Source organism: Pseudomonas sp. ARP3, from assembly GCF_001029595.1.
Lineage (GTDB): Bacteria > Pseudomonadota > Gammaproteobacteria > Pseudomonadales > Pseudomonadaceae > Aquipseudomonas > Aquipseudomonas rhodesiae.
Genome location: NZ_LEKF01000001.1, coordinates 268,831 through 284,310, shown reverse-complemented (window position 1 = coordinate 284,310; position 15,480 = coordinate 268,831). Strand labels below are relative to the sequence as shown.

General features: G+C 61.8%; 17 protein-coding genes. 3 read left to right on the top strand and 14 right to left on the bottom strand.

From position 1 onward, the window contains the following. Positions 1–66: 66 nt before the first annotated feature. The 3 genes from ABX75_RS01330 to ABX75_RS01320 all read left to right on the top strand — a co-directional run bounded on the left by ABX75_RS01330 (position 67) and on the right by ABX75_RS01320 (position 2,396). Positions 67–516, top strand: a complete 450-nt coding sequence (locus ABX75_RS01330; RefSeq protein ID WP_177329668.1) for a hypothetical protein — start codon at positions 67–69, stop codon at positions 514–516. Between the two features lie 330 nt (positions 517–846). Beyond that, entirely contained in the window at positions 847–1,740 is an 894-nt protein-coding gene (locus tag ABX75_RS01325) for a sensor histidine kinase (RefSeq protein WP_034099441.1), read from the top strand. Next, positions 1,737–2,396 (top strand): response regulator transcription factor, encoded by a 660-nt coding sequence (locus tag ABX75_RS01320; RefSeq protein ID WP_034099442.1) that lies wholly within the window; start codon positions 1,737–1,739, stop codon positions 2,394–2,396. Before ABX75_RS01325 ends, ABX75_RS01320 begins: the two co-directional genes overlap by 4 nt. Here the strand turns inward: ABX75_RS01320 and yegS are convergent. From yegS to flhF, 14 genes are all read right to left on the bottom strand, one after another. Then, positions 2,355–3,275 carry a lipid kinase YegS gene (yegS, locus tag ABX75_RS01315; RefSeq protein WP_034099443.1) on the bottom strand — a complete coding sequence of 307 codons (921 nt, stop codon included), beginning with the start codon at positions 3,273–3,275 and terminating at the stop codon, positions 2,355–2,357. The two genes, ABX75_RS01320 and yegS, sit on opposite strands and share 42 nt — an antisense overlap. Before the next feature lie 146 nt (positions 3,276–3,421). Then, positions 3,422–3,814 carry a DUF2802 domain-containing protein gene (locus ABX75_RS01310; protein ID WP_034099447.1) on the bottom strand — a complete coding sequence of 131 codons (393 nt, stop codon included), beginning with the start codon at positions 3,812–3,814 and terminating at the stop codon, positions 3,422–3,424. Next, positions 3,815–4,300, bottom strand: a complete 486-nt coding sequence (locus ABX75_RS01305) for a chemotaxis protein CheW (protein ID WP_370694733.1) — start codon at positions 4,298–4,300, stop codon at positions 3,815–3,817. It lies immediately after the preceding gene. Between the two features lie 83 nt (positions 4,301–4,383). Continuing rightward, positions 4,384–5,208: a CheW domain-containing protein gene (locus ABX75_RS01300; protein ID WP_034114720.1), complete on the bottom strand. Its 825-nt coding sequence runs from the start codon at positions 5,206–5,208 to the stop codon at positions 4,384–4,386. Then, on the bottom strand, positions 5,208–5,996 hold the full coding sequence (locus tag ABX75_RS01295; RefSeq protein WP_034099451.1) for a ParA family protein: 789 nt from the start codon (positions 5,994–5,996) through the stop codon (positions 5,208–5,210). Before ABX75_RS01295 ends, ABX75_RS01300 begins: the two co-directional genes overlap by 1 nt. A gap of 51 nt (positions 5,997–6,047) precedes the next feature. Further along, positions 6,048–6,935, bottom strand: coding sequence for a flagellar motor protein MotD (motD, locus tag ABX75_RS01290; RefSeq protein ID WP_047881323.1), 888 nt, complete (start codon positions 6,933–6,935; stop codon positions 6,048–6,050). Between the two features lie 15 nt (positions 6,936–6,950). Beyond that, a complete protein-coding gene (locus tag ABX75_RS01285) occupies positions 6,951–7,691 on the bottom strand; it encodes a flagellar motor protein (RefSeq protein WP_034099455.1) in 741 nt (246 codons plus the stop codon). Then, positions 7,691–8,827 (bottom strand): chemotaxis response regulator protein-glutamate methylesterase, encoded by a 1,137-nt coding sequence (locus tag ABX75_RS01280; RefSeq protein WP_034099457.1) that lies wholly within the window; start codon positions 8,825–8,827, stop codon positions 7,691–7,693. Before ABX75_RS01280 ends, ABX75_RS01285 begins: the two co-directional genes overlap by 1 nt. A gap of 48 nt (positions 8,828–8,875) precedes the next feature. Further along, complete coding sequence (locus tag ABX75_RS01275) at positions 8,876–11,119, bottom strand: chemotaxis protein CheA (RefSeq protein WP_034099459.1); 2,244 nt, start codon at positions 11,117–11,119, stop codon at positions 8,876–8,878. A gap of 11 nt (positions 11,120–11,130) precedes the next feature. Beyond that, on the bottom strand, positions 11,131–11,919 hold the full coding sequence (locus ABX75_RS01270; RefSeq protein ID WP_034114724.1) for a protein phosphatase CheZ: 789 nt from the start codon (positions 11,917–11,919) through the stop codon (positions 11,131–11,133). 18 nt (positions 11,920–11,937) lie between these two features. After that, on the bottom strand, positions 11,938–12,312 hold the full coding sequence (locus ABX75_RS01265; RefSeq protein ID WP_162276696.1) for a chemotaxis response regulator CheY: 375 nt from the start codon (positions 12,310–12,312) through the stop codon (positions 11,938–11,940). 169 nt (positions 12,313–12,481) lie between these two features. Further along, the gene (gene fliA, locus ABX75_RS01260; protein ID WP_034099464.1) at positions 12,482–13,222 is read right to left on the bottom strand and encodes an RNA polymerase sigma factor FliA; all 741 of its coding nucleotides are present in this window, start codon (positions 13,220–13,222) and stop codon (positions 12,482–12,484) included. After that, positions 13,219–14,052 (bottom strand): flagellar synthesis regulator FleN, encoded by an 834-nt coding sequence (gene fleN / locus ABX75_RS01255; RefSeq protein WP_003192912.1) that lies wholly within the window; start codon positions 14,050–14,052, stop codon positions 13,219–13,221. Before fleN ends, fliA begins: the two co-directional genes overlap by 4 nt. A 104-nt stretch (positions 14,053–14,156) precedes the next feature. Next, positions 14,157–15,473, bottom strand: coding sequence for a flagellar biosynthesis protein FlhF (gene flhF, locus ABX75_RS01250; protein ID WP_034099465.1), 1,317 nt, complete (start codon positions 15,471–15,473; stop codon positions 14,157–14,159). Positions 15,474–15,480: the final 7 nt, after the last annotated feature.

Sequence of the window (15,480 nt, the reverse complement as noted above, 5' to 3'; positions counted from 1 at the left end):
CGCTAGCTTTAAGCCATTGACCCGCAGCGACATCTCATCGCCCGATTCCATATTGTGGAGACTTGCATGATGAACGACGGTAAAGAGTGGCAGCTCGCACTTTCGGCGTTTCTGCTGGAGGCTGAAAAACTGTTGAACCGGTCAGAGGAATGCCTGAGCCATCTGCATCTGATTCGTAACGACAGCGACGCCATCGACTGCATGACACTCAGCCTGGCCAAGCTCGCGGAACAGGCCGACACCCTGGCGCTGCAAGCCATCAGCGAATTTTCCGGACATATCCACGGCCTGATTGCCAACGCTGAAAACCCGTTGCAATTGCACGACCAGGCGCTGGACGCGCTGCATGACTGCCTGACTTTACTGGCCTGGCAATTAGAACTGATCGACACCAAAACCGGTCAGTTGGCGTTGGATGAAACCGAGCAAACCACGTTGATTGCGACGGTCAGCCTGCAAATCCCGCAAAAGGGCTTCACCTATAAACCGCAGCAACGTTTGCATCACGCCTCTTGAGCGATTGGCAGGTCGTATTTCGCAACGCAACTTATCTAAAAACGACAGGCGTTAACGATTCCATCATCTATAACGTCCATTAACGTTACAACTTCGTTTAAATAGTAAAACTTCCCATGCTTCACACGCTGATATCACCCACTACATCCCCTCGTTTAATTGGTCGGCACAGCACGGTGTCAGGCGACCAACGGTTACAGGGGTGTTACTATGCGTCGCTCGAAGTCATTCAACTTCCTGTATATAAACGATTCGGCCACGCACGCCAGACTGAGCCCCGTCAGACGTGACCGGACTTCCCGCAGCGAACCTTCATTGGCTCCATCCGCTATGTACGCCAGCCTCAAGTCACTCCTCGCCAGGTCCGTGCCCCGCAGCCATGCTCGCCGCCTGACCCTTGGCCTGTGCCTTGCCTCGTTGCTGATCAGTCTGTGGGCCTACAGCGAGTCCGCGCCGTTGCCACTGACGGTGTTGCTGCTCAACCTAGCCACCCTGATGGTGGTGGGTCTGCAACAATGGCGCTCACGTAAATCCATCCGCTTCCAGCCCCAAGAATTGGCCGATCGTCTGTTGCAAGTGCAGGAAAACGAACGCCATCGCCTCAGTCGCGAACTGCACGACGATATCGGCCAACTGCTCACCGCCGCCAAACTGCAAAGCGAATGGCTCAAGCGTCGCCTGCCGGATGACCTGCAAGACCAATGCACGATGCTGTGCAACACCCTGAACGAAACCCTGGCCAAGGTGCGCGATGTGTCTGCCATCCTCAACCCCCGGCAACTGACCAGCCTGGGCCTGGAAGCCAGCCTGCGCGCGCACCTACTCAAAACCCTGGAAAACAGCCCCGTTCACTGGAGCCTGGAATGCCGGCAACGCCTCACCGGCATCCCGGAAGAAATGGCCGTAGCGGCGTTTCGCATTACCCAGGAAGCGGTGACCAACATGCTGCGCCACGCCCAGGCCCAGAACCTGCTGGTGCGCCTGCAACGCCTGCCCGAAGGGTTATCGCTGACAATTCGCGATGACGGCCGTGGCTTCGCGCCGGCGAGCAACCCAGTCCGTGAAGGTCAGCGAGGCATGGCAGGCATGGTCGAACGTATCGAACAACTGGGTGGCACGCTGTCCGTCAGCAGCCAGCCCGGGCAAGGCACGCGCATCGACGCACTTTTTCCCTGGGCGCCGCGCGCCCTCGAACGGGCCAACTCCCCTAAGGTTCTCGAGTGACCTGCACATTACTTCTAGTGGATGACCATGCACTGATCAGGGCCGGCGTGCGTGCCCTGATCCAGGATATTCCCGGCTACACCGTGATCGGCGAAGCCAACGATGGGGCACAGTTACTTGAGCAGTTCCACGCATTGCAACCGGACATGGTGCTGCTGGACCTGTCGATGAAGCACACCGGCGGCCTGGACGCCTTGCAGCAACTCAAGGCCGCCTACCCGCGCTGCAAGGTGCTGATCCTGTCGATGCACACCGACCCGCAACTGATCATGTGCGCGCTGGAGGCCGGCGCCCATGGCTACCTGCTCAAGGACACCACGGCCAACGAGCTGGAACACGCCCTGCGAGCCCTGTGCAATAACGAGCGCTACCTGAGCCCGGCGATCGCCCATACCGTGATCAACCAGGCGCTGGTACGCAGCCAAGGGCCCACTGCGTCGTCCGGCTACGGCCACAAACTCACGGCACGGCAGTTGGAAATCCTGCGCCTGATCGTGCGCGGCAAGTCCACGCGTGAGATCGCCCACGGCCTGGGCCTGAGCATCAAAACCGTGGAAGCTCACCGTTCGCAAATCATGAAGCGCTTGCAGATATTCGACGTGGCGGGGCTGGTGCTATTCGCGGTGCGCGAGCAGATCATCAGCCTGGACGACTAGGGGCGAACCCAGCGGCAAATGCACGCGCAAGGCCTTGGGCAGGGCTTCGAAACGCAGGTCGTCGCCCTGGAGCGGTTCACCATCCAGGTTGATGTACAGCCCTTCGGCCTTTTTGATCTGCACCCAGGGCAGCCGCGCGCGGACGAACATGTTGTCCAGGCCCCAGCCATTGCTCATCAGTTCGCGCAAAGTACCGACCACTTCCTGGGGTGCCGGTAGGATACTGACATCGAGCAACCCATCATCGGCCATCGCCTCCGGGCACAGCGCATGCCCGCCGCCGGCCTGGCGACCGTTGCCGATACCCAGCGCCAGCATCTCGCCCTTCCACTGGAAACCCGGGCCTTCCAACTCCCCATAGGCGGCCTTCAACTCGCTGAAACGCGTCAGACCGGTAAACAGGTACGCCGCCCCCCCGAGGATTTTTTTCAGGTCTTCGGAGGTATTGGCGGTGACCTGGCTGCCGAAACCGCCGGTGGCCATGTTGAGGAAAATCTGCCCGCCAACCTGGCCGAGGTCGATCGCCCGCGGCGCCACATCCAGCAGCGCCAGGGCCTGGGCCGGCTCCAGCGGTACGCCGGCGGCCTTGGCGAAATCATTGGCGGTGCCCAGGGGCATCAGCACCAGGCTGGCATCGGCTTTGGCCTGGGCCATCGCTTCAGCCACGTCGCGCAAGGTGCCGTCGCCGCCGCCGGCAATGATGTGGGTATAACCGTCGTCGAGGGCCTCCCTGACCAGACGCTGTGCATCACCGCCCTCCCACGTTACCCGCACCGCCAACTCCCAACCCTGCTCACGCCGGGCCAGCACGGCGCTGCGCACGTCCTCGTTGAGGGCTTGCTTGCCGTGGAGGATCAACAGTGCCTTGGGGGTGCTCATGCAGGGAATCTCCTGATTCAAAGGTGCTTGAAGGATGTGGACCTTGGCAGAGGAGAAAAAAGTCAGTGGGATTGGAAATTAATTGGGCGGCAGAGTGCTATCCGTCGCAAACACGACGACTCATAACGGCGTACCACCGATGGCAATCAGCTCTTATGCAACTTACTCATCAACTGCGCCTCAGCCTGGGTCAAGCCGCACGACTGGGTCAGGTCATCCACCGTCGCGCCCATCCCCACCAGCTTTGCCGCTTGGGCAAACGACAGGTTGGCGGGATCGCGCTGCTCCAACTGCTCCAGCTTGTCGGGCATCGGTGCGAGGATCGCGCGCAGCTCATGCACCTCATCCCCGACCCGCACGGCACTCTTTTGGTAATGGTCGACGCGCTTAACCAGCTCCACGATGCGTCGGTCACGCACCGCATCGCGCTCGGCCTGCTGCAACGCCAATTCGCGCTGCCGAGCCATGTAGCGCAGCAGAAACCCCAGGGTCCCGGCCCACAACAGGGCCAGGACGATCACCGCGACCTCAAGGAACAATCAAATGCTCTCCAGTTCCGACCATTCTTCTTCGCTCATCATTTTGTCCAGCTCAACCAGAATCAACAGTTCGTTGTTCTTGTTGCACACGCCCTGGATAAACTTGGCCGACTCTTCGTTGCCCACGTTCGGCGCAGTTTCCACTTCCGATTGGCGCAGGTAGACCACCTCGGCGACGCTATCGACCAGGATACCAACCACTTGCTTGTCGGCTTCGATGATGACGATGCGCGTGTTGTCAGTAACTTCGGCGGTATCCAGGCCGAAACGCTGGCGCGTATCGATCACGGTCACCACGTTGCCACGCAGGTTGATGATACCCAGCACGTAGCTAGGAGCACCCGGGACCGGGGCGATCTCGGTATAGCGCAGCACTTCCTGCACACGCATCACGTTGATACCGTAGGTCTCGTTGTCCAGCTTGAAGGTTACCCATTGCAGAATCGGATCGTCCGAGCCTTTTTGTGCAGATGCTGACATATTCATACCCATGACCCCTTCAAATGCCGTTGGATACGGCGTGTGTGCTTCATTCGCCAACCGCACACCCGTGCGGCCGGCGTGTTCAATCAACTGCGTTTGTTACCGGGCATCGACTTGACGGCGCCGCTGGCGATCAACTCGGCCAGTTCGGCGACGTCGAGCAACGCGCACATGTGTTCGATCACGGTGCCGGCCAGCCAAGGCCGCTGGCCCCGGTGGCTGCGCCATTTGATTTCGTTCGGGTCCAGGCGCAGCGAGCGGCTGACCTGATGCACCGCCAGCCCCCACTCGTAGCCCTGAACGGAAATAACGTATTGCAGGCCCTCGCGGAAATCGTCGCGGTAGCGGTCGGGCATCACCCAGCGCGCAGTGTCCAATACCTTGAGGTTGCCGGCCTGGCTGGGCAGGATGCCGAGGAACCACTCCGGCTGGCCGAACAGCGGCGTCAGCTCGTGACCTTCCAAAGAGTAGATCGAACCCAGGCACACCAGCGGCACCGCCAGGGTCAACCCGGCGACATCGAACAGCAGGCATTCGAAAGGCTCGGCGGCCCACGCCGGACGGTCATCGCCGCTCACCGGCGGCGGCGTGATGCTCGGCGGCAGGTGCACGTCCACCACCGGCTCGATCACCACGGGCGCCGCCACCAACGGTTCCGCCGCCACAGGCTCCGCCACTACGGGTACGACCGGCGCGACAATCGGCGCTACGATCCGGGCGTCTCGGGCCTGCTCTTCCAGCACCGCCAGTTGGAATTCATCCAGCGTACTGCTGGGCTCAACCACCGGCTCCAGCACCAGAATCGGTTCCGGCAGCACCTCATCGGTGGCTTCCTGCAACAGGGCATCCAGGTAGGATTCCAGGGCCAGTTGCGGCCGGGTCTTGGTCTTGAGTTCGACAGGACGGTTCATCATGCCACCTGCGCCACGAGTTGCTGGGACAGCAAGTGTTTGAGCAACGCACGGTAGGCCATCACGCCACGACTCTTGCCATCGAACTGCGACGGCGTGAGCCCTGCGCGGCTGGCGTCACGCAGGCGCGTATCCACCGGAATGTAGCCTTGCCAGATGGTGTCCGGGTAGGCGTCGCGCAATACCCGCAGGGTGCCCAGCGACGCCTGGGTGCGGCGGTCGAACAGGGTCGGCACGATGCTGAACGGCAGCGGCTGTTTGCGCGAGCGATTGATCATCGCCAGGGTGCTGACCATACGCTCAAGGCCTTTGACAGCCAGGTGCTCGGTCTGCACCGGGATCACCAGTTGCTGGCTGGCGGCCAGCGCGTTGACCATCAGCACGCCCAGCAGCGGCGGGCTGTCGATAATGGCGTAGTCAAAGTCCTGCCACAGTTGCGCCAGGGTCTTGGCGATCACCAGGCCCAGGCCGCTCTGCCCTGGCGACTGACGCTCAAGGGTGGCCAGCGCGGTACTGGAAGGCAGCAGGGAAATGCTCTCATTGCTGGTGGGCAACAGCAGTTGCCCGGGCAGGTCGCCAGGCACGTTGCCCTTGTGCAGGAACAGGTCAAAGCAGCTGTGTTCCAGCGCATCCGGGTCGTAGCCGAAATAGCTGGTCATCGAGCCGTGGGGGTCCAAGTCCACCACGACCACACGCTTGCCCGCCTCGGCCAGCAAACCGGCCAGAGCGATGGAGGTGGTGGTCTTGCCGACTCCACCTTTTTGATTGGCAACTGCCCAGACTCTCATTCGGATGATTCCTCCCGGCAGGCACAGGCGCGACCGAGACATTGCATAACGTTATTGAGCCGGTGACGGAGAATTGACGGCACTCTGACCCACCGGCGGCTTAACCGCTGGCGGTGCAGTTTGTGTGCCAGCACGCCTCAAGGCCGCATCCGGTGTTGCATTGGCGGTGCCGGTGCCGGTCAGGCTGCGGCGCACATCCAGGTTGCGCGACACCACCAGCACTACCCGACGGTTGCGCGCGCGCCCTTCCAGCGTGGCGTTATTGGCCACTGGCTGGAATTCGCCATAGCCCACCGACGCCAGGCGCCCGGGGTTCACACCCTGCATCGCCAGCATGCGCACGATGCTCGCCGCGCGGGCCGAGGACAGTTCCCAGTTGGTAGGGTACTGCGCGGTGCTGATCGGAATATTGTCGGTAAAACCTTCGACATGAATCGGGTTCTCGAACGGCTTAAGGATCGCCGCCACTTTGTCGATGATGGTGAACGCCTGGTCGCTGGGCATCGCATCGGCGCTGGCGAACAACAGGCTGGAATTCAGCTCGATCTCGACCCACAACTCATTGCCGCGCACGGTCATCTGGTTGGAACTGATCAGGTCGCCAAACGCCGCGCTGATGTCATCGGCGATGCTTTTCAACGGGTCGCTGGTTCCGCCCACGCCGGCGGCGGTCTCATCGCTGTCGTGGACCAGCGGCTTGGCCGGGGTCACGGTGCGGGGCCGCTCTTCGCCGATGGGAATCGGCTTGAGCGAACGGTCGGCGTCGTTGAACACCCCGATCAGCGCTTGGGAAATCACTTTGTACTTGCCTTCGTTGATCGACGAGATGGAGTACATCACCACGAAAAACGCGAACAGCAGGGTGATGAAGTCCGCGTAGGACACCAGCCAGCGTTCATGGTTGACGTGTTCTTCAGGCTCGCGACGGCGACGGCTCACAACCCATACCTCCCATCAATCCATGAAGCCCTGGAGCTTCAATTCGATGGAGCGCGGGTTCTCGCCCTCGGCAATCGACAGCAGACCTTCGAGCAACATTTCGCGGTACCGCGACTGGCGCGTGGCAATCGATTTGAGCTTGCTGGCCACCGGCAGCAACACCAGGTTGGCGCTCGCCACGCCGTAGATGGTGGCGACAAAGGCCACGGCAATGCCGCTGCCCAATTGCGACGGATCGGCCAGGTTGCCCATCACATGGATCAGGCCCATCACCGCACCGATGATGCCGATGGTCGGCGCGTAGCCGCCCATGCTTTCAAAGACTTTGGCGGCATTGATATCGCGGCTTTCCTGGGTGTAGAAATCCACCTCAAGGATGCTGCGGATCGCTTCCGGCTCGGCGCCGTCCACCAGCAACTGCAAGCCTTTGCGCGCGTAGCTGTCAGGCTCGGCATCGGCCACGCCTTCCAGGCCCAGCAGGCCTTCCTTGCGTGCGGTGAGGCTCCAGTTGACCACGCGATCGATGCCACCGGCCAAGTCCACACGGGGCGGGAAAATAATCCAGATCAGGATCTGCATGGCGCGCTTGAACGAACTCAACGGCGATTGCAGCAACGCGGCGCCCACCGTGCCGCCGATCACGATCAGCGCCGCTGGGCCGTTGGCCAGGGCGCCCAGGTGGCCGCCCTCCAGGTAGTTGCCGCCGATGATGGCGACAAATGCCATGGTGATGCCAATCAGACTCAAGACATCCATCAGAGGCAGGCCTCCACCAGATGCTTGCCGATGTCATCCAGGCTGTAGACGGCGTCGGCCAGGTTGGCTTTGACGATGGCCATGGGCATGCCATAGATCACGCAGCTGGCTTCGTCCTGGGCCCAGATCGCGCTACCGCCCTGCTTGAGCAGGCGCGCGCCTTCGCGGCCGTCGGCGCCCATGCCGGTCAGGACCACCGCCAGAACTTTGTCGCCGTAAGACTTAGCGGCCGAACCAAAGGTGATGTCCACGCAGGGTTTGTAGTTGAGGCGTTCGTCACCCGGCAGGATTTTGATCGCACCCCGGCCGTCGACCATCATCTGCTTGCCGCCCGGGGCCAGCAGCGCCAGGCCGGGACGCAGGATGTCGCCATCCTCGGCTTCCTTGACGCTGATGCGGCACAGTTTGTCCAGGCGCTCGGCAAACGCCTTGGTGAACGCGGCCGGCATGTGCTGGATCAACACGATCGGCGCCGGAAAGTTGGCCGGCAATTGGGTCAGCACGCGCTGCAACGCCACCGGGCCACCGGTAGAGGTGCCGATGGCGACCAGTTTGTAGGCCTTGCGCTTGGGCGCCGGGGACTGGGCCGTTGCCGCTGGCGCAGACGCACGCACAGGTGCCGCTGCGGGGCGGGCAACCGGTGCGGGCGCGGGGCGCCCGAACGTCGAGGCACTCGCTGGCGCCGGTGCTGCAACAGGTGTCGGGGCCGGCGCGGGGGCGCTGAACAGGCTGCGACGGTTGCTGCGGGAAATGCTGTGGACTTTCTCGCACAGCAGTTGCTTGACCTTCTCGGGGTTGCGCGAGATGTCTTCGAAATTCTTCGGCAGGAAGTCCACCGCCCCTGCATCCAGCGCGTCGAGGGTCACTCGGGCGCCTTCATGGGTCAGCGAGGAGAACATCAACACCGGAGTCGGGCAGCGCTGCATGATGTGCCGCACCGCCGTGATGCCGTCCATCATGGGCATCTCGTAGTCCATGGTGATGACATCTGGCTTCAACGCAATGGCTTGATCAATCGCCTCTTTACCGTTGGTGGCCGTGCCGACCACCTGGATGCTTGGATCGGCGGAAAGAATTTCCGAGACGCGGCGGCGGAAGAAACCCGAATCGTCCACCACCAGGACCTTGACTGCCATAAACACTCCGTTAGGCGGGGCGGGCAATACCGCCCTGCCCCGCCAGAATCAAATACGCCGAGCGGCGTAACGCTTGAGCATGCTCGGAACATCGAGAATCAGCGCGATCCGACCGTCACCGGTGATGGTCGCACCCGACATGCCCGGGGTTCCCTGCAGCATTTTGCCCAAAGGCTTGATGACCACTTCTTCCTGGCCGACCAACTGATCGACCACAAAGCCGATGCGTTGAGTGCCCACGGAGAGAATCACCACATGGCCTTCGCGCTGTTCTTCATGGGCCGCCGAAGCCACCAGCCAGCGCTTGAGATAGAACAGCGGCAAGGCCTTGTCGCGCACGATCACCACTTCCTGGCCGTCCACCACGTTGGTGCGCGACAGGTCGAGGTGGAAGATCTCGTTGACGTTGACCAACGGGAAGGCGAACGCCTGGTTGCCCAGCATCACCATCAGGGTCGGCATGATCGCCAGGGTCAACGGCACCTTGATGACGATCTTCGAGCCCTGGCCCTTGGTCGAGTAGATATTGATCGAACCGTTGAGCTGGCTGATCTTGGTCTTGACCACGTCCATGCCCACGCCACGGCCCGACACGTCGGAGATCTCGGTTTTGGTAGAGAAGCCTGGGGCGAAGATCAGGTTGTAGCACTCGGTGTCGGTCAGGCGGTCGGCGGCGTCTTTGTCCATCACGCCACGCTTGACCGCGATGTTACGCAGGATGGCCGGGTCCATGCCTTTGCCGTCGTCGGTAATCGACAGCAGGATATGGTCGCCTTCTTGCTCGGCCGCCAGGATCACTTTGCCGCCACGGGACTTGCCCGAGGCTTCGCGTTCTTCCGGGGTTTCCACGCCGTGGTCGACGGCGTTACGCACCAAGTGGACCAGCGGGTCGGCCAGGGCCTCGACGAGGTTTTTGTCGAGGTCGGTCTCTTCGCCCACCAACTCCAGGTTGATCTCTTTCTTCAACTGACGCGCCAGGTCGCGAACCAGGCGTGGGAAGCGGCCGAAGACTTTCTTGATCGGCTGCATCCGCGTCTTCATCACCGCGGTTTGCAGGTCGGCGGTAACCACGTCGAGGTTCGACACGGCCTTTTGCATGGACTCATCGCCACTGCTCAGGCCCAGGCGCACCAGGCGGTTACGCACCAGCACCAGTTCGCCGACCATGTTCATGATGTCGTCCAGGCGCGCGGTATCGACCCGCACGGTGGTTTCGGCTTCACTGGCAGGCTTGTCGGCCACCGGCGCGGCGGCAGCAGCCCGGGCGGGTGCCGCAGCCGGAGCGGCCGCTGCGGGCTTGGGCGCTGCGGCAGGCGCCGCGGCCTTGGCGGCGACCGGTGCAGGTTTGGCGGCGGTAGCGGCGGCCGCAGAAGCGGCCGGCGCAGGCACTTCGCTGAATTTGCCCTTGCCGTGCAAATCATCCAGCAACGCTTCGAATTCATGATCGGTGATCAGCCCGTCACCGGCAGGTGCCGCAGCGGCTGCAGGCTTGGCATCAGCCGGCGCGGCGGCGGTGGCCGCGACTTCCGGCAACGCGTCGGCGGCAAAGGTACCCTTGCCGTGCAACTGGTCGAGCAACGCTTCGAACTCGTCGTCGGTGATATCGGTGCTGGCAGCCGCAGCGGCCGGTGCAGGCGGCGCGGCGGCAGGCGCCACGGCATCGGCGGCGAACTGGCCTTTGCCATGCAACTGATCGAGCAGCGACTCGAATTCGGCGTCGGTTATGTCTTCGCTGGTCGGAGCGTCAACCGGGGCCGGGGCCGCAGCGGCCGGCGCTTCGGCTTCGGCCTTGACCGCGCTGAGGGAGCTGAGCAGCTGCTCGAATTCACTGTCGGTCACGTCCGGTTCCGGCGCCGGTTCAGGCTCCGGCACGGCCTCGACCACGGGCTCCGCCGACAGGTCGGCAGGCTCTGCATAGCGCGCCAGGGCGGCCAGCAGTTCCGGGGTGGCGGCAGTGATCGGCGCACGTTCGCGCACTTGGCCGAACATGCCGTTGACCGCATCGAGTGCTTCGAGAATCACGTCCATCAACTCCGAGTCGACGTGCCGCTCACCCTTGCGCAGGATGTCGAACACGTTCTCGGCGATGTGGCAGCACTCCACCAGCTCATGGAGCTGGAGGAAGCCGGCGCCCCCTTTTACAGTATGAAAACCGCGAAAAATTGCATTGAGCAGGTTCGCATCATCCGGGCGGCTTTCCAGCTCGACCAGTTGTTCGGACAGTTGCTCTAAAATTTCGCCGGCCTCTACAAGGAAATCCTGAAGGATCTCTTCATCGGCGCCGAAGCTCATGTGGGTGCTCCTTAGAAGCCTAAACTGGATAACAGGTCATCTACGTCATCCTGACCTGACACAACGTCTTCACGTTTATCGGCATGAATCTGCGGACCTTCACCCTTGGCGAGATGTTTTTGTGGATCTTTTTCCGAGAGGATCGCTGCGCGGTCATGTTCGATGCCGGCGAAACGGTCAACCTGACCGGCCATGAGCACCAGTTTGAGCAAGTTGCTTTCCACTTCGGTGACCAATTGCGTCACGCGCTTGATCACCTGACCGGTCAGGTCCTGGTAATCCTGAGCCAGCAGAATATCGTTGAGGTTGCTGGACACCGTGCGGTTGTCCTGCTCGCTGCGTGACAAGAACCCTTCGACCCGGCGCGCCAGCTCGCGGAACTCTTCAGCCCCCACTTCCCGGCGCATAAAACGACCCCAGTCGGCATTCAGGGCCTGAGCTTCGGTGGCCATGCCGTTGACCAGAGGCGTGGCGTTTTCCACCAGGTCCATGGTGCGGTTGGCCGCGGCCTCGGTCAGCCTGACCACATAGGACAGGCGTTCGGTGGCATCCGTGATCTGCGAGATTTCTTCGGCCTGGGGCATGTGCGGGTCAATCTGGAAATTGACGATTGCACTGTGCAGCTCGCGTGTGAGCTTGCCCACTTCCTGGTACAGGCCTCGGTCACGGGTCTGATTGAGCTCATGGATCAACTGCACCGCGTCGCCGAAATGGCCTTTTTCAAGACTGTCGACCAGTTGGTGAGCATGTTTTTTCAGGGTGGACTCAAAGTCTCCCTGTGACGTTTCTTGATGCTCCATAGCTCCCCCGCGATGGCATTAGCCGTGGATGCGTTCGAAGATTTTTTCGATCTTCTCTTTCAACGCCTGTGCAGTGAATGGCTTGACCACATAACCGTTAACACCGGCCTGGGCGGCCTCGATGATCTGCTCGCGCTTGGCTTCGGCGGTTACCATCAGCACCGGCAGGTTGCGCAGTTTTTCATCGGCGCGCACCCAGCGCAGCAGGTCGATACCGGTCATGCCCGGCATGTTCCAGTCCGTCACCAGAAAGTCGATGCCTCCGCTGTTGAGGATCGGCTGTGCAGTAATGCCATCGTCCGCCTCGACCGTGTTGGTGAACCCAAGGTCACGCAACAGGTTTTTTATGATCCGCCGCATCGTTGAGAAGTCATCAACGATGAGGATTTTCATGTTCTTGTCCAATTCGACCTCCAAGCAGTCTTAAACGCGCCCAGCACCTGGACGCGCCATTTCAATCAACAGGCATTACACAAAAAGGACTGCCGGGGCCACCACGGGCCGAACCCGCGCAGGCCAATCGCCCCCGCGGTATCGCTCTGCAGTGTCCCCACACTGCCTGTCAGCGCGCTCGCCACTCTCCCAAACGCCCCCGCAAGCGGGCGGCGCACTGGCTGTGCAACTGGCTGACTCGCGATTCGCTGACCCCCAGGACCTCACCGATTTCCTTGAGGTTCAGCTCTTCGTCGTAGTACAGCGCCAACACCAATCGTTCACGCTCCGGCAAATTGGCGATCGCGTCCGCCAACGCCCCCTGGAAACGCGCATCTTCCAGGTCGCGCGACGGCTCCATGTGAGCGCTCGCGCCGTCCTCGTGCAGCCCTTCGTGTTCGCCGTCCTGCAGCAGGTCGTCGAAACTGAACAGGCGGCTGCCCAAGGTATCGTTCAAAATCCCGTAATAATCGTCGAGACTCAATTGGAGTTCGGCCGCAACTTCATGATCTTTAGCGTCGCGACCGGTTTTTGCTTCAATTGCACGAATTGCGTCACTGACCATGCGCGTATTGCGGTGCACCGAACGGGGTGCCCAATCACCTTTGCGCACTTCATCGAGCATCGCCCCACGGATACGGATACCCGCATAGGTCTCGAAACTCGCGCCCTTGGTTGCGTCGTACTTGGTCGACACTTCGAGCAGGCCGATCATGCCGGCCTGAATCAAATCTTCGACCTGCACGCTGGCAGGCAACCGGGCCAGCAAGTGGTAGGCAATGCGCTTGACCAGGGGCGCATAGCGCTCGATCAGTTCACCCTGGCTGTCACGCGCCGATTTCTTATAGAGGTTGTAGCCGCTCGATGTCATAGCACTGGTCCTGCGCTCGTCTGATGCACCAATCGCTCGACGAAAAACTCCAGATGCCCGCGCGGGTTGGCGGGCAAAGGCCAGGTATCGACCTTCTGAGCAATAGCCTTGAACGCCAAGGCGCATTTCGAACGAGGGAATGCTTCGTAGACCGCACGCTGCTTTTGCACGGCCTTGCGCACACACTCGTCGTAGGGAACTGCGCCGACGTATTGTAAGGCGACATCGAGAAAGCGATCCGTGACCTTGGTCAACTTGGCGAACAGGTTGCGTCCTTCCTGGGGGCTCTGGGCCATGTTGGCCAGGACGCGGAAGCGGTTCATGCCGTAGTCACGATTAAGGAGTTTGATCAGGGCGTAGGCGTCGGTGATCGAGGTGGGTTCGTCGCAGACCACCAGCAGCACTTCCTGCGCGGCGCGCACAAAGCTGACCACGGATTCGCCGATCCCGGCGGCGGTGTCGATCACCAGCACGTCGAGGTTGTCGCCGATATCGCTGAACGCCTGAATCAGGCCGGCATGCTGCGCCGGGCTCAGGTGCACCATGCTTTGAGTGCCGGAAGCGGCCGGCACGATGCGGATCCCGCCAGGGCCCTGCAGCAGCACGTCGCGCAGCTCACAGCGTCCCTCGATCACATCGGCCAGGGTGTGTTTGGGCGTCAGACCCAGCAGAACGTCGACGTTCGCCAGCCCCAGGTCAGCGTCCAGCAGCATGACGCGACGGCCAAGCTCTGCCAGCGCCAGGGACAAATTCACTGACACGTTCGTTTTTCCGACGCCACCTTTGCCGCCGGTCACCGCGATCACCTGTACGGGATGCATGCTGCCCATTTTATTTCTTTACCTTGTCTTGCTTAGACGCAGGCTACATGGCTTGGCCGCGTGAATCGCTTGCAGACCATCGATGTAGGTACATTGCATTGTGTTCATGTTGCTCAGCCCACCCGTTTTGCCGGGCTGTGGTAAAGATCAGCGAACATATCGGCCATCGCTTCCTCGCTCGGCTCGTCTTGCATTTGCACGCTGACTGCACGGCTGACCAACTGATGACGCCGCGGCAGATGCAGATCATCCGGGATCCGCGGCCCGTCGGTCAGGTAGGCGACCGGTAACGCATGACCGATAGCCAGGCTCAACACTTCGCCCAGGCTGGCGGTTTCGTCCAGTTTAGTCAGGATGCAACCGGCCAGCCCGCAGCGCTTGTAGCTGTGGTAGGCAGCGGTAAGAACCTGTTTCTGACTGGTGGTTGCAAGCACCAGATAATTTTTTGACTTGATGCCACGCCCGGCCAGGCTTTCCAACTGCATGCGCAGCGCCGGATCGCTGGCTTGCAGGCCGGCGGTGTCGATCAACACCACACGTTTGCGCAGCAGCGGGTCGAGGGCGTTGGCCAGGGATTGGCCCGGATCGACGTGAGTCACCGGCACATTCAGGATGCGCCCCAGGGTCTTGAGTTGTTCCTGGGCACCGATACGGTAGCTGTCCATGCTCACCAGCGCGATGTTATGCGCGCCGTACTTGAGCACATAGCGCGCCGCCAGTTTGGCCAGGGTGGTGGTCTTGCCCATGCCGGCGGGGCCGACCATGGCGATCACACCGCCCTCTTCCAGAGGTTCGATTTCCGGGGTGACGATCATGCGGGCCAAGTGGGCCAGCAGCATGCGCCAGGCTTGGCGCGGCTCAGCGATTTCAGTGGTCAGGGCCAGCAGGTCGCGGGACAACGGGCCGGACAGGCCGATGCGTTGCAGGCGACGCCACAGGTTGGCTTGCTGCGGCTTGCTGCCTTGCAGTTGGGTCCAGGCCAGGGAGCCCAGTTGCACTTCCAGCAGCTCGCGCAGGCCGTTGAGTTCAAAGCGCATCGAATCGAATACGCGCTGGTCGATCGCGGCGGCCGGTGCCGGCGCGGCGGGACGCGGTGGCTCGACGAAGGTTGGTTCCACCAACGGCTCGGCGGCGGTCAGTGGCAGCCCGGCGAACAACTGGCGATTGGTGGTGGCATCGCTGTCGCCACGCATGCTCAGTTCAGCCTGGGCCGAGACGATGCGCGATGCGGTCTTGCGCAGTTCATCTTCGAGTTCCATGTTGGGAACGCGCGGCGCCAGCGCCGAGGGGGTGTAGTCCAGGGCAGCCGTCAGCTCGACACCGCCGGCAATGCGACGGTTACCGATAATCGCGGCATCGGCGCCCAGCTCATCACGGACCAGTTTCATGGCCTGACGCATATCGGCGGCGAAAAAACGCTTCACTTGCATAACCCAC

Coding starts and splice junctions, on each gene's coding strand:
- ABX75_RS01330 (WP_177329668.1), top strand. CDS start 67: ATGATGAACGACGGTAAAGAGTGGCAGCTCGCACTTTCGGCGTTTCTG.
- ABX75_RS01325 (WP_034099441.1), top strand. CDS start 847: ATGTACGCCAGCCTCAAGTCACTCCTCGCCAGGTCCGTGCCCCGCAGC.
- yegS (WP_034099443.1), bottom strand. CDS start 3,275: ATGAGCACCCCCAAGGCACTGTTGATCCTCCACGGCAAGCAAGCCCTC.
- ABX75_RS01305 (WP_370694733.1), bottom strand. CDS start 4,300: ATGAATATGTCAGCATCTGCACAAAAAGGCTCGGACGATCCGATTCTG.
- ABX75_RS01300 (WP_034114720.1), bottom strand. CDS start 5,208: ATGAACCGTCCTGTCGAACTCAAGACCAAGACCCGGCCGCAACTGGCC.
- ABX75_RS01295 (WP_034099451.1), bottom strand. CDS start 5,996: ATGAGAGTCTGGGCAGTTGCCAATCAAAAAGGTGGAGTCGGCAAGACC.
- ABX75_RS01285 (WP_034099455.1), bottom strand. CDS start 7,691: ATGGATGTCTTGAGTCTGATTGGCATCACCATGGCATTTGTCGCCATC.
- ABX75_RS01280 (WP_034099457.1), bottom strand. CDS start 8,827: ATGGCAGTCAAGGTCCTGGTGGTGGACGATTCGGGTTTCTTCCGCCGC.
- ABX75_RS01275 (WP_034099459.1), bottom strand. CDS start 11,119: ATGAGCTTCGGCGCCGATGAAGAGATCCTTCAGGATTTCCTTGTAGAG.
- ABX75_RS01270 (WP_034114724.1), bottom strand. CDS start 11,919: ATGGAGCATCAAGAAACGTCACAGGGAGACTTTGAGTCCACCCTGAAA.
- ABX75_RS01265 (WP_162276696.1), bottom strand. CDS start 12,312: ATGAAAATCCTCATCGTTGATGACTTCTCAACGATGCGGCGGATCATA.
- fliA (WP_034099464.1), bottom strand. CDS start 13,222: ATGACATCGAGCGGCTACAACCTCTATAAGAAATCGGCGCGTGACAGC.
- fleN (WP_003192912.1), bottom strand. CDS start 14,052: ATGGGCAGCATGCATCCCGTACAGGTGATCGCGGTGACCGGCGGCAAA.
- flhF (WP_034099465.1), bottom strand. CDS start 15,473: ATGCAAGTGAAGCGTTTTTTCGCCGCCGATATGCGTCAGGCCATGAAA.